The organism is Burkholderia sp. IDO3 (assembly GCF_003366075.1).
In the GTDB taxonomy this organism is placed as follows: domain Bacteria; phylum Pseudomonadota; class Gammaproteobacteria; order Burkholderiales; family Burkholderiaceae; genus Burkholderia; species Burkholderia anthina.
In genome coordinates this window covers 94,095-106,379 of record NZ_CP028962.1, presented here as the reverse complement: position 1 = coordinate 106,379, position 12,285 = coordinate 94,095, and the positions used below count along the sequence as shown (strand labels likewise).

The following is a 12,285-nucleotide window of genomic DNA, read 5'->3' as shown; positions in this document are numbered from 1 at the left end:
CGCGCCTGACTGGCCGCGGCACCTTCCGCGCGGATCGCCGCGTCGACACACTGGGCCTCACCACCGAAGCGGCCGCCGGCGTGACAACGCAATCGATCGGTTTCATACTGCCGACCTCCTGTCTCGCACGGCACCCACCCCAATGAAACGTCGCGCCTGCTTCGCTTTTGCCGTCGGCCTCGCCATATCCTCGCTCGCGCATGCGAACTGCCACGACTTCACCCGTTCATGGGGCAAGCTCTTTCCGGACCACACGGTCGACGCCGCGCACGTGGCATGTCTCGCGTGGCCGGCCGATCCGAAGCTGACGATCGCCGCACTGCCATTCGGCGGACATTCCACCGACCTCGGCGTGATCGTGGCCGACAGTGCGACCGGCAGGGTGATCGCCCACGGTGAACAGGAGAACGGAATCGATCGCCGCAGCTGGCGCGTGCTCGACCGGCTTGCGATCGACGTCAAGCCCTATCCGCTCGACCGGAACCGGATCGGGTTCGGCATCGTGGTGGTCAACGGCGACATCGACACCACGGCGCGCACGAAGGAAGCCGTGATGTCGATGTACGTGATGGAGGGCTCGCGCGTGACGCCGGTTCTCGACCGACTGCTGGTCTACTGGCGCACGGGCGGGATCTTCGACGATTGCGCGGGCGAGATCGAGGAGATCAATCGGAAACTGGCCGTCGGGGCGGCCGTCAACGGTGCCCCTCCGCCGCTGACGGCGTCGGAAACGTCATCGACCTACACAAGCCCGAACAAAGGAACGTCGTCGCAGGATTGCGGCGTGCGCGCCACCGACGTGAAGCGTGTCGACTACACGATCCCGTACCGCAACGGCAAATACCAGATACCGAAGGCGCTGCAGCCGTTTGCGTAGCGGTGGTCGCGGCCGGCACGAACCGCTCAGCTGTGCGCCAGGTGATTTTTTGGCATGCAGCCATGCCGGACCGACCGGCGCCATCGACGCACCATAAAACACCAGCGCCCGAGGTCGGTTCCCAGCCTCGCCAATACGAACCCGACCGCCAGCATCGCGAAACCCAACATCCCCACCATTGCATGCACCTCGAATACGCCGAGGAAGCACGCGAACGAAAATCCCGCCTCTGACACCCGCAGAGTCAATATCAACCCGTGCTTTATCCCCGCACCAATTATCAACGTCTGGTTGTCAATTAATCGTCAATTGTCGCATTTGTCTGACTATTATGCGGGCCCACGATAAAGACGCGCTCGACACAAACACAAATTACCGCGCGCCACTTGACATCCCGCCCAAATAGCCTGAATGTATTAACAATTCTGACGATTCCTTCAATTTATTTACAACCGAATCGATCAAAATTATTTAATTCATTTTTTAAAAACAGATCACCCTCATTCGCATCTCGGAATGTGACTAAAAAAGTGTTTCTCCATCCCACAAGTCGGACCGGTGCACAACGAAGACAATACCTCGTATTTTCCGACATTCATCGATAAAATTTTCACGATCGAGCATTAAATGGAGAAGACACCCATGATTGCAGATACGATAAATGACCTCAGAAACATAGAGAACAACAAACCCAAAGACAAACCCGTTTCCGACCCGAAGGCGGTTTTGTCCACGATCTGCCTGCCGGCGTGCATTATCGATGGTCGAGGCTATGTTGTTTCGCTGAACGAACCGTGGCGGAAATTGATAAACCCGTCCATCGATCCGCAGAAATACAACCCCTGGGCCGAGTTAATCAACCCCTCTGACAGATATCGCGCAGTCTCCAATTTCTGCGCAGCGCTGGTGAAGGGAAATTGCATCTCGTTCGAATGCCGATTAAACGGCAGCGACATCGACAGCAAACGCTGGTATATCGCTACCCTTCAGCCAACCAGAAATCTGGAGTGGCTGTGTATTTTCTTCGATATAGATGAAATCAAGACCCGGGAGATTTCCCTGGAGAGACGAGCATCCATTCAGAGCGATATGCTGGACATCAGCGTCGACTGCATCAAGCTGGTTGCGACTGATGGCATGTTGCTGCATATGAACAAAGCAGGCTGCCAGGCACTGGGTATCCCGGAAAATTCTGCCTTTGGCATGCCCTGGTTAGATTTGTTGCCGGCAGACATTCAACCCGCCGGCAGGGTTGCATTGAATCTGGCAAAGGAAGGCAAGTCCGGTCGATTCCCGGGACGCAGCGTAGATTCCAATGGCCGGATCCAGCATTGGGATAATATGTTGACCCCTGTGATGGGCCCAGCCGGCCAAGTGACAACGATTCTCTGCATTTCGCGGGAAGTGACCAGGGAAATCGAGTCGCGAGATGTAAATCAGCAACTTCAGGATCGGCTGAATATCGTTACGCGGTTTGGCGATGTTGGATTTTTTGAATTCGATGTCCACGTAAAGCGCATCGCTCTTGACGACCATTGTCGCAAAATTCTGTGTCTCAATATCACGGACGATTCCCGGTCCATTGATGAACTTGGCGCGCTTGTGCATCCTGAAGATATGCAGCAAGCGGTTTGCGTAACGTCGATCGATCAAGGACCTTCGACCTCCAGGCTGGAGTATTTTAGCGAGTTCAGAATCATCAGATCAGGCGGTGAGATTCGAAAAATACGCTTGGTGGCGTACCTGACACGTAACCCGCAGGAGCCAGGTCGAGTTTTCGGAATGATCTCCGACATTACGGATAAGGCTCTCGATTCAATCGGCGAGAATGCAAATCCCGCGCCGAAATCGGACACATTCACTAGAACCTACCGTAATTTGAGCGATTTTCTGCAGCTCAAAGTATCAAGCAACTGATTTTCAAAACAAGATTGCAGTGAGATATCGGGAGTCAACGCTCGCTCGCCATCTCGGCATGCATTGCGCAGACGGCTTCGATATCACTGCCACCACACGCTGCACCGTTCATTCAAAGAACTGAACCCGAGTTGTCTACGAAACAACAAAACAGGAACCACCCCGCCCCAGCCACCCCCACCCCCACCCCGTACCGGCAATCGTCAAACAAACTGTACCGGTACTGTACCGAAAACCGTCGCTACACTGACTCCATCCCAGTCCCGAACACGAATGGAGAATCCGCGATGGAATTCCTCACCCTGAGCGCGCTGCCCGCCGGCATGCTGTTCGCGCTCGTCACGTCGATCACGCCCGGCCCGAACAACACGATGCTGCTCGCATCGGGCGTCAATTTCGGCTTCCGCCGCACGATGCCGCACCTGTTCGGCATCAGCATCGGCGTCGCGATCCTGATGCTGTGTGTCGGCTTCGGTCTCGGCGAAGCGTTCCGCCGCGTACCGGTGCTGTACACGATCCTCGAAATCGCAAGCGTCGCATACCTGCTGTACCTCGCGTGGCGCATCGGCACGTCGGGCGAAGTGAAGGCGCAAGGCGCCAAGCCGCGGCCGATGACGTTCCTCGAAGCCGCCGCGTTCCAGTGGGTCAATCCGAAGGCATGGATGATGGTACTGACCGCCGCGACGACGATCCGCCTGTCCGCCGACTACGGCATGAACGCCGCATGGATGGCCGTCGTCTTCATCCTGATCGGCTTTCCGTGCATCAGCCTGTGGGCCGCGTTCGGCCTCGGCCTGCGCCGCTTCCTGTCGAACAGCCGCGCGCTGCGCATCTTCAACGTGACGATGGCCGTGCTGCTGATCCTGTCGCTGTATCCGCTCGTCGCGCACCTGCTCCCGCAGTAAGCGCTCACAGCGCACCCGTTGAGCTTCATCCCATGCAGGCGTACCCTTTTGATACGGGCGCGTGCAGCCGCTTCGGCGGTTGCACCGTCGCTGCATGGAGAGTGCCGATGAAGCCAATGCTGAAAGCCGGCGAACACATCGAAGGCATGCACTGGATGGCCGAGTATCACCCGCTCACGCACGACATCCGCGTGCTGCGAGAAAACGTCGAAGTGGGTACGTACTGCGCGCCGCCCACACTGTTCGGCGACGAGGAAGAGATGGGCGCCGCGAATCATGCCGATCATCGCAGCCAGGAAGCCGCGCTGCGCGCGTATCTGCGCAACTTCGTCAAGGAACACGACGCGGAGGAGTAACGATGCGACGGCCGGAATGAACGACGGGCCGCCGAAGCGACCCGCCCTGTCGTTGCGTGTCGGCCGTCTTGCGACCCACTGCGGCAACCTCGGCACACCGGGCCGGCGCATCGCCCCGGCCCCGCGCCCGCTCAATGCCCGAGCGATTCGATCTTGCCGGTCGGCTGCGCGACGCCGTGCGGCCGTGCCATCTGCTTGATCAGCAACGCGACGCACGCGAGCAGGCCCGCCACCGCGATCGTCGCGAATACACCCGCGAACGAGAAGTGCCGGCGCGTCAGTTCCGCCACGAGGAACGAGCCGGCGATCCCGCCGAAGCGGCCGACGCCCAGCATCCACGCCACGCCCGTGCCGCGCCCTTCGGTCGGATAGAACGCGGCGGCGAGCGCCGGCATCGACGATTGCGCGGTGTTCATCAGCACGCCGGCCACGAACACGACCAGCACGAGCAACCCGACGTTCCCCGCGGCCTGCCCGATCGCATACACGCTGATCGCGGTCAGCGCATAGCACACGGCGATCACGCGGTTCGCGTTGAAGCGGTCCATCAGCACACCGCACAGCACGGCGCCGACGCCGCCGAGCGGGAACAGCGCCGAGATCAGCGTCGCGCTCTTCGGCGTGAGGCCCGCATCCTTCAACAGGATCGGCATCCAGTTGATCGACGCGTAGAAGATCACGAGGCCCATGAAGTACGCGACCCACAGCATCACCGAGCCGACGATGTACGAGCGCGACAGCACGACGCCGAGGCCCTGGCTGCCGGTTTGCGGCGCCGCTTCGGTCATCGCGAACGAGCCGGCGTTCATCGCATCGCGCGAGATGCGCGCGAGCGTCGCGCGGATCCGGTCGACGCTCTTCCCGTGCGCCACCATGAAACGCACCGATTCGGGCATCTTCAACAGCAGCAACACGCCGAGCAGCAGCGGCGTCACGCCGCCGAGCATCAACACGCTGCGCCAGCCGAAATGCGGGATCATCCACGCGGCGAGAAAGCCGCCGAACGCCGCACCGAGCGGGAAGCCGCAGAACATCAGGTTGATCACGGTCGCACGGCGCTTGTCCGGGCAGAACTCGCCCATCATCGTGACCGCGTTCGGCATCGCGGCGCCGAGGCCGACGCCGGTCACGAAACGCAGGATCGTCAGGTGTCCGATGGTCGTCGAGAACGCGGACACGAAACACGCGACGCCGAACAGCAGCACCGAGCCGACCAGCAGCGAGCGGCGCCCGAGTCGATCGGACAGCGGACCCGACACCAGCGCGCCGCACGCAAGGCCGAACAGCGCGGCGCTCAGCACGGGGGCGAGATCGGGTTTGGTCAGGTTCCATTCACCGAGCAGCGACGGTGCGATAAAGCCGATCGCGGCCGTATCGAAGCCGTCGAGCAGCACGATCACGAAACACATCAGGAATACGAGCCACTGAAAGCCGCCGAACGGCTGCTCGTTGATGAAGGTCTGGACATCGACCACGGGTGCGCGATTCATCGCGAGTCTCCTTGTCGACCGGCGTTGGCGCTTGCGCGCTCTCCCGGTCCCATGTAACGCTGATATGAACAACGCGGCCTCATGGCCGCGTCTTTCCTTGTTCGCGCGCCGATTCGCCGCCGGCGCGTCATGCATCGTCGACACCTGCCGGCTGCGGCAGGCGTCGCGATCGGGTCACGTCCGGCGCGAGCCGGTCGTGTCATTCAGCCGCACCTAGGCGGCCCCATCCTGCTCCTTGAAGATCTTGTCCGCGAGGTGGAACGCGGAGTTCGCGGCCGGCACGCCGCAATAGATCGCGGTCTGCAGCAGCACTTCCTTGATCTCGTCGCGCGTCACGCCGTTGTTGCGCGCGGCGCGCAGGTGCAGCGCGAGTTCCTCGCCACGGTTCAACGCGACCATCATCGCGATGGTCAACAGGCTGCGCGTATGGCGCGGCAGGCCGTCGCGGGTCCAGATCTCGCCCCATGCATAGCGGGTGATCAGGTTCTGGAATTCGTCGGTCACCTCGGTGCGGTTCTCGATCGAACGATCGACGTGCGCGTCGCCGAGCACCGCGCGGCGCACCTTCATCCCTGCTTCGTAACGTTGCTGATCATCCATCGTCGGTGCCTTACGCGGTCAGGAATTCGAGCAGCGCGCGGTTGAAACCGTCGGCGTACTCGATGTTCGAAATGTGCGCGGCGTCGAATTCGACGTGACGCGCGCCGGGAATGGCGGCAGCCAGCGCGCGGCCCTGGTCGGGCGGCGTCGACATGTCCTTCTCGCCGGTCACGACGAGCACCGGCAGCGCGATACCCTTCACTTCCTCGCGCAGGTCGGCCGCGTTCAGCGCGTCGCAGTTCGCCGCATAGCCGTCCTTGTCGGTATGCACGAAGGTGTCGCGGATCGCGTCGAACAGGCGCGGCTCGCGCCCGACGAACGCGTCGGTGAACCAGCGCGGCAGCACGGCGTCGGCCAGCGCGGCCATCCCTTCGGCGCGCGCCTTCTGCGCACGCGGCGCCCACACTTCCGGCGAACCGATCTTCGCGGCGGTGTTCGCCAGCACGGCGCGCACGATGCGCGACGGGAAGCGCGCGGCGAGCGCGGCGCCGGTCAGGCCGCCCATCGAAATCCCGCAGAAATGCGCGCGATCGATGCCGACATGGTCGAGCAGGCCGATCACGTCGCCCGCGAGCTGGTCGACCGTGTACGAGCCGGCCGGCGCTTCGGAATGGCCGTGGCCGCGCGTGTCGTAGCGCAGGATGTTGAAGTGCTGCGTGAGCGGGCAGATCTGCGGCGCCCACATCTGCAGGTCGGCGCCGAGCGAGTTCGAGAAGACGAGCCACGGCGCGTCGTCGCGCGCGGCACGGTCGATCCGGTAATGCAGTTTCACGCCGTTGACAGTGGCGAAGGGCATCAATGTTCTCCTGGTTATTGCGCGCGCGCGTGCAGCGCGAGCACGGCGTCGACGTAGGCCTGCGCCTCGCCGACGTAATGTGCGGGATCGAGCAGCCGCGCGAGCGCGTCGCGCGACAGGTGGGCGGACACGGTCGCGTCGGCGGCGAGTACGTCGAACAGCGTCGCGCCGGTGCGCACGGCTTCCTTCGACGCGTGCTCGACGACATGGTGCGCATCGAGCCGGCCGATCCGGTCGCCGAGCGCGAGCATCACGGCTTCGCCGAGAATCAGCCCGTGCGTCAGGTCGAGGTTCGCGGCGAGGCGTTCGGTGTTCACGTCGAGGCCCGCGACGATCTGGGCGATCTGCGCGAGCGCGCCGCCGGTCAGGCGAGCCAGATCGGGCAGCGCATCCCATTCGGCCTGCCAGCCGCCGAGCGCGCGCTCGTGCTCCTGGACCATCCCCGCGAACACGGTCGCGACGAGGTTCGGCGCGCGCACCGCGGCGGTCAGCACGGCCGCGCAGCCGACCGGGTTGCGCTTGTGCGGCATCGTCGACGAACCGCCCTTGCCGGCGGCAGCCGGTTCGCCGAGCTCACCGACTTCGGTCTGCATCTGCAGCGACACGTCGCGCGCGATCTTGCCGAGCGTGCCGGTCAGCATGCCGAAGCACGACGCGGCTTCCGCGATGCGGTCGCGCTGCGTATGCCACGGCACGGCGGGCACCGCGAGCTTCAGGTCGGCGGCGAGCGCGGCGCTCACGCCGGATGCGTGTTCGCGCAGGCTCGCAAGCGTGCCGGCGGCGCCGCCGAACTGCAGCACCAGCACGCGCTCGCGCAATTCGGCGAAGCGCGCGCGATGGCGCAGCAGCGCATCGAGCCATTGCGCGAATTTGAGACCGAGCGTGATCGGCAGCGCCTGCTGCAGCCACGTGCGGCCGATCATCGGCGTCGCGCGATGCGTGCGCGCGAGCGTCGCGAGCGACGCGCACGCTTCGTCGAGCAGCGGCTCCAGCACGTCGAGCGTATCGCGCAACTGCAGCACGGTCGCGGTATCGATGATGTCCTGGCTCGTCGCGCCCCAGTGCACGAACTTCGCGGCCTCGGGGTCGTCGGCCTTCACTTGCGCGGTGAGCTGCTTGACGAGCGGAATCGCGAGATTGCCGCCGAGCGCCGCGCCGTGCGCGAGCGCGTCGGCGTCGAGCCGATCGGCATTGCATGCGCGTTCGATCGGCGCAACCGCGGTGGCGGGAATCACCTGCCGCGCGGCGAGCGCACGCGTAAGCGCGGCTTCGACGTCGAGCATGCGCTGGATCGTCGCGCGGGGCGACCAGATCCGGTTGAGCGGCTCGGTGCCGCAGATCAGGGAGGTCAGGCGGGCGCTGTCTTCGAGCATGGCATCAGAGTAGGGAAACGGCGTGCGCCTATTGTCTACCCAAGCGTGCCGGCGTGCGCTCGAACGAGCGGGCCGGCACGCTCGCGGTTCAGGCCGCGGCCTTGCGCGTCGCGTCGATCAGCGGCACGCCGGTCAGCTTCTGCAGTTCGTCGAACGACAGGTCGGTGAAGATCTCGCTCACCGCGAGGCCGTCGACCGTCACGTCGAGCACGGCGAGATCCGTATAGATGCGGCTCACGCACTGCACGCCGGTCACCGGATACGAACACGCCGCGACGATCTTGCTTTCGCCCTGCTTCGTCAGGTGCTCCATCATCACGAACACCTGCTTCGCGCCGATTGCGAGGTCCATCGCGCCGCCGACGGCCGGAATCGCATCGGGCGCGCCGGTATGCCAGTTCGCGAGGTCGCCGTTCACCGACACCTGGAACGCGCCGAGCACGCAGTAGTCGAGGTGGCCGCCGCGCATCATCGCGAACGAATCCGAGTGATGGAAATACGCGCCGCCGGTGAGCAGCGTCACGTGCTGCTTGCCGGCGTTGATCAGTTCGTCGTCTTCCTCGCCGGGCGCGGGCGCCGGGCCCATGCCGAGCAGGCCGTTCTCGCTGTGCAGGAAGATTTCCTTGGCGGGATCGAGGTGGTTCGCCACCAGCGTCGGCACGCCGATGCCGAGGTTCACGTACGCGCCTTCGGGGATGTCCTGGGCGACGCGCTTGGCCATTTCATCGCGGGTCAGTCGTTTCATGTCGGGTCTCCTCTGGCGGTCAGGCGGCTTGCGATGCGGCACGTTCGGCGGCCAGCTCGGCCGCATGCGCGGCCTGCGGCACTTCGACGACGCGCTGCACGAAAATGCCCGGCGTCACGATGTGTTCCGGGTTCAGGCCGCCGAGGGGCACGACTTCCGACACCTGCACGATCGCGACCTTCGCGGCGCTGGCCATGATCGGCCCGAAGTTGCGCGCGGTCTTGCGATACACCAGGTTGCCCCAGCGATCGCCCTTGTACGCCTTGACCAGCGCGAAATCGGCGTGGATCGGCGTCTCGAACACATACGACTTGCCGTCGATCACGCGCGTTTCCTTGCCTTCCGCGAGCTTCGTGCCGAAACCCGTCGGCGTGAAGAAGCCGCCGATGCCGGCGCCCGCCGCGCGGATGCGCTCCGCGAGGTTGCCCTGCGGCACGAGCTCCAGCTCGATTTCGCCCGCGCGGTACAGTGCGTCGAACACCTGCGAGTCGCTCTGGCGCGGGAACGAGCAGATGATCTTGCGCACCCGCTTGGCCTTGAGCAGCGCGGCGAGACCGGTCTCGCCGTTACCCGCGTTGTTGTTGACGATCGTCAGGCCGCGCGCGCCCTGCTCGATCAGCGCGTCGATCAGCTCGGACGGCATGCCTGCCGTGCCGAAACCGCCGATCATGATTGTCGCGCCATCGTGGACGTCGGCGACAGCCGACTGAAGCGATTCGAAAATCTTGTTGACCATGTCTCTTCCTGATACGAACCCGCGGCACGATGCGCGGCCTGTCGAGGGGACACGCGCGTGTCGCGTGCCGCGCCGGAGACCATCGTCGGCCTTCGGCATTTGTTCGCCATTCGAACCTAGATTCGATTAGCGAACGATGGGCCGATCATAGAGTCGCGCACAGCGCGTTGTCAAGGCGGGATGCCTCGGGGGTCGCCGCATCGTCGAACGGCAGCCCGACGTAGTTTTCGGCCAGCGACTGCGCGGCGGCCCGCGAGCGGGTCACGTATTTCAGTTCCGCGAGCTTCAGCCGGTCGACGAACGGCGTGTCGTCCGGCGACGCGTGCAGCATGTTCGTCATGAAGTACGAGAAGTGCTCGGCGCGCCACACGCGCTCGAGGCAGGTTGCCGAATAGCGCTCGAGCGGCGCCGCGTCGCCGTTCCGGTAGCGCGCGCCGAGCGCGCGGGACAGCGCGCGGACGTCGGCCACCGCGAGGTTCATCCCCTTCGCGCCGGTCGGCGGCACGATGTGCGCGGCGTCGCCGGCGAGGAACAGCCGCCCGTGCTGCATCGTCTCCGACACGAAGCTGCGCATCGGCGTCACGCTCTTCTGCGTGATCCGGCCCTCGGTCGGCGTCCAGCCGGTGTCGTTCGAGAAACGCGTGTGCAGTTCGTCCCAGATCCGCGCGTCGGACCATTCGGCGAGGTTTTCGTCGGGCTGGCACTGCAGGTACAGGCGCGTGACCGTCGGCGAGCGCATCGAGAACAGCGCGAAACCGTTCGCGTGATGCGCATAGACGAGCTCGTCGAGCGACGGCGCCGCGTCGGCAAGGATGCCGAGCCACGCGAACGGGTACACGCGCTCGAACGTATTCAGCCGCTCGGCGGGAATCGTCTGCCGCGCGATGCCGTGGAAGCCGTCGCAGCCGGCGATGTAGTCGCAGTCGATGCGCTCGGCGCGGCCGTCCGCGTGCTTGAACGTGACGAACGGGCGCTCGCTTTCGACGTCGTGCAGCGCGACGTCGCTGACGTCGAAATGCATCGGGTGGCCATGCGCGTCGCCGGCCGCGATCAAGTCGCGCACGACTTCATGCTGGCTGTAGACGGTGATCGCGCGCCCGCCGGTAAGCGCGCTCAGGTCGATGCGGTGGCGCTGGCCCGAAAACAGCAGCTCGATGCCGTGATGCTCGAGCCCTTCGCGGCGCATCCGGTCGCCGAGGCCGGCTTCGTTCAGCGTGTCGACTGTGCCCTGCTCCAGCACGCCGGCGCGGATGCGGTTCTCGCAGTATTCGCGCGAACGCGCTTCGACGAGGATGGAATCGACGCCTTGCAGGCGCAGCAGGTGGGAAAGCAAAAGGCCGGACGGGCCGGCGCCGATGATGGCGACTTGGGTGCGCATTGTTCGTCTCCTGAACATTGGTTCGAGTAATGGAAACAATTTGAGCGCTTTCCCGACTATGCGGCAACGCGATTTTGGAGATAAGTTGTATACGTCTTTCCGATAGTGGCCTGGCGATGGATGCCCTCGATCTGAACCTCATTCCCTACCTCGTCGCGCTCGACGACACGCGCAACGTGAGTCGCGCCGGCGACCTGCTCGGCGTGAGCCAGCCGCGCGTGAGCACGGCGCTCGGCCGCCTGCGCGAGTATTTCGGCGATCCGCTGTTCGTACGCACGTCGCGCGGAATGGAGCCGACGCCGCGTGCGCTCGCCCTGCTGCCGGCCGCGCGCGATGCGCTCGCGCAGATCGAGCGCGGCCTCGTCGCGCCGCACGACTTCGACCCGGCGGCGAGCACGCACACGTTCTCGATCGCGCTGTCGGACGTCGGCGAGATCGTGTTCCTGCCGAAGCTGCTACAGGCGTTCGCGACACACGCGCCGTACGCGAACCTGCGCTCGGTCTCGCTCGCGCACGACGAAGTCGGCCGCGGCCTCGAAGCCGGCTCGATCGATCTCGCGGTCGGCTACTTCCCCGATCTCGACGGCAACAACTTCTTCCAGCAGCGACTGTTTACGCACCGGTTCGTCTGCCTGATGCGGCGCGGCCATCCGCTCGAACAGGCGCGCCCGTTCACGGCCGGGCAGTTCCTCTCGTGCGGCCACGCGGTGGTGCGCGCCGAAGGACGCAGCCAGGAGGTGCTCGAGAAATACCTCGCGAAGCAGCGCATGCAGCGCCGCGCGGTGCTCGAGACGCCGCACTTCATGAGCCTGCCGTTCATCCTGAGCCGCACCGACCTGATCGCGACGGTGCCGCACGCGATCGGCTATGCGTATGCGGCCGAGCACGCGTTCATCGTGCCGGTCGAGCCGCCGTTGCCGCTGCCGCGCTTCGACCTGAAGCAGCACTGGCATCGCAAGTTCCACAACGACCCGCGCACCGCGTGGCTGCGCGGGGTCGTCGCGTCGCTGTTCAACGACGAACAGGACGAATGGCCGAAGTGAGGAAAGGTGAACGACGGGTGAGCGGGCGGCCGCACGCACGACCCGCGAAAGCATGAAACAATGACCGGA

At 64.5% G+C, this 12,285-nt stretch carries 12 protein-coding genes; 5 read left to right on the top strand and 7 right to left on the bottom strand.

The window, feature by feature from the left end; genetic code table 11:
* Positions 1-142: 142 nt before the first annotated feature.
* The 4 genes from DCN14_RS00505 (at position 143) to DCN14_RS00485 (ending at position 4,055) form a co-directional block, all read left to right on the top strand.
* Entirely contained in the window at positions 143-877 is a 735-nt protein-coding gene (locus tag DCN14_RS00505) for a hypothetical protein (protein WP_096500936.1), read from the top strand.
* 627 nt (positions 878-1,504) lie between these two features.
* On the top strand, positions 1,505-2,794 hold the full coding sequence (locus DCN14_RS00495; protein ID WP_096500940.1) for a PAS domain-containing protein: 1,290 nt from the start codon (positions 1,505-1,507) through the stop codon (positions 2,792-2,794).
* Positions 2,795-3,081: 287 nt separating this feature from the next.
* A complete protein-coding gene (locus DCN14_RS00490; protein ID WP_096500942.1) occupies positions 3,082-3,699 on the top strand; it encodes a LysE family translocator in 618 nt (205 codons plus the stop codon).
* Between the two features lie 107 nt (positions 3,700-3,806).
* A complete protein-coding gene (locus DCN14_RS00485; RefSeq protein WP_096500944.1) occupies positions 3,807-4,055 on the top strand; it encodes a hypothetical protein in 249 nt (82 codons plus the stop codon).
* 131 nt (positions 4,056-4,186) lie between these two features.
* Here DCN14_RS00485 and DCN14_RS00480 read toward each other — a convergent pair whose 3' ends face one another.
* The 7 genes from DCN14_RS00480 to pobA all read right to left on the bottom strand — a co-directional run bounded on the left by DCN14_RS00480 (position 4,187) and on the right by pobA (position 11,173).
* Positions 4,187-5,545: an MFS transporter gene (locus tag DCN14_RS00480; protein WP_096500946.1), complete on the bottom strand. Its 1,359-nt coding sequence runs from the start codon at positions 5,543-5,545 to the stop codon at positions 4,187-4,189.
* Positions 5,546-5,758: 213 nt separating this feature from the next.
* Positions 5,759-6,145, bottom strand: coding sequence for a 4-carboxymuconolactone decarboxylase (gene pcaC / locus DCN14_RS00475; RefSeq protein WP_006749282.1), 387 nt, complete (start codon positions 6,143-6,145; stop codon positions 5,759-5,761).
* A gap of 10 nt (positions 6,146-6,155) precedes the next feature.
* Positions 6,156-6,941 (bottom strand): 3-oxoadipate enol-lactonase, encoded by a 786-nt coding sequence (gene pcaD, locus DCN14_RS00470; protein WP_096500948.1) that lies wholly within the window; start codon positions 6,939-6,941, stop codon positions 6,156-6,158.
* Between the two features lie 14 nt (positions 6,942-6,955).
* Positions 6,956-8,314 carry a 3-carboxy-cis,cis-muconate cycloisomerase gene (locus DCN14_RS00465; RefSeq protein WP_096500950.1) on the bottom strand — a complete coding sequence of 453 codons (1,359 nt, stop codon included), beginning with the start codon at positions 8,312-8,314 and terminating at the stop codon, positions 6,956-6,958.
* A gap of 88 nt (positions 8,315-8,402) precedes the next feature.
* Entirely contained in the window at positions 8,403-9,059 is a 657-nt protein-coding gene (locus DCN14_RS00460) for a 3-oxoacid CoA-transferase subunit B (RefSeq protein ID WP_096500952.1), read from the bottom strand.
* Positions 9,060-9,078: 19 nt separating this feature from the next.
* Positions 9,079-9,795: a 3-oxoacid CoA-transferase subunit A gene (locus tag DCN14_RS00455; protein ID WP_006756646.1), complete on the bottom strand. Its 717-nt coding sequence runs from the start codon at positions 9,793-9,795 to the stop codon at positions 9,079-9,081.
* 145 nt (positions 9,796-9,940) lie between these two features.
* Entirely contained in the window at positions 9,941-11,173 is a 1,233-nt protein-coding gene (pobA, locus tag DCN14_RS00450) for a 4-hydroxybenzoate 3-monooxygenase (protein WP_096500953.1), read from the bottom strand.
* Between the two features lie 116 nt (positions 11,174-11,289).
* Between pobA and DCN14_RS00445 the strand changes: the two genes are divergently transcribed.
* Positions 11,290-12,216 carry a LysR family transcriptional regulator gene (locus DCN14_RS00445; RefSeq protein ID WP_096500955.1) on the top strand — a complete coding sequence of 309 codons (927 nt, stop codon included), beginning with the start codon at positions 11,290-11,292 and terminating at the stop codon, positions 12,214-12,216.
* Positions 12,217-12,285 lie beyond the last annotated feature (69 nt).

Coding starts and splice junctions, on each gene's coding strand:
- DCN14_RS00505 (WP_096500936.1), top strand. CDS start 143: ATGAAACGTCGCGCCTGCTTCGCTTTTGCCGTCGGCCTCGCCATATCC.
- DCN14_RS00495 (WP_096500940.1), top strand. CDS start 1,505: ATGGAGAAGACACCCATGATTGCAGATACGATAAATGACCTCAGAAAC.
- DCN14_RS00490 (WP_096500942.1), top strand. CDS start 3,082: ATGGAATTCCTCACCCTGAGCGCGCTGCCCGCCGGCATGCTGTTCGCG.
- DCN14_RS00485 (WP_096500944.1), top strand. CDS start 3,807: ATGAAGCCAATGCTGAAAGCCGGCGAACACATCGAAGGCATGCACTGG.
- DCN14_RS00480 (WP_096500946.1), bottom strand. CDS start 5,545: ATGAATCGCGCACCCGTGGTCGATGTCCAGACCTTCATCAACGAGCAG.
- pcaC (WP_006749282.1), bottom strand. CDS start 6,145: ATGGATGATCAGCAACGTTACGAAGCAGGGATGAAGGTGCGCCGCGCG.
- pcaD (WP_096500948.1), bottom strand. CDS start 6,941: ATGCCCTTCGCCACTGTCAACGGCGTGAAACTGCATTACCGGATCGAC.
- DCN14_RS00465 (WP_096500950.1), bottom strand. CDS start 8,314: ATGCTCGAAGACAGCGCCCGCCTGACCTCCCTGATCTGCGGCACCGAG.
- DCN14_RS00460 (WP_096500952.1), bottom strand. CDS start 9,059: ATGAAACGACTGACCCGCGATGAAATGGCCAAGCGCGTCGCCCAGGAC.
- DCN14_RS00455 (WP_006756646.1), bottom strand. CDS start 9,795: ATGGTCAACAAGATTTTCGAATCGCTTCAGTCGGCTGTCGCCGACGTC.
- pobA (WP_096500953.1), bottom strand. CDS start 11,173: ATGCGCACCCAAGTCGCCATCATCGGCGCCGGCCCGTCCGGCCTTTTG.
- DCN14_RS00445 (WP_096500955.1), top strand. CDS start 11,290: ATGGATGCCCTCGATCTGAACCTCATTCCCTACCTCGTCGCGCTCGAC.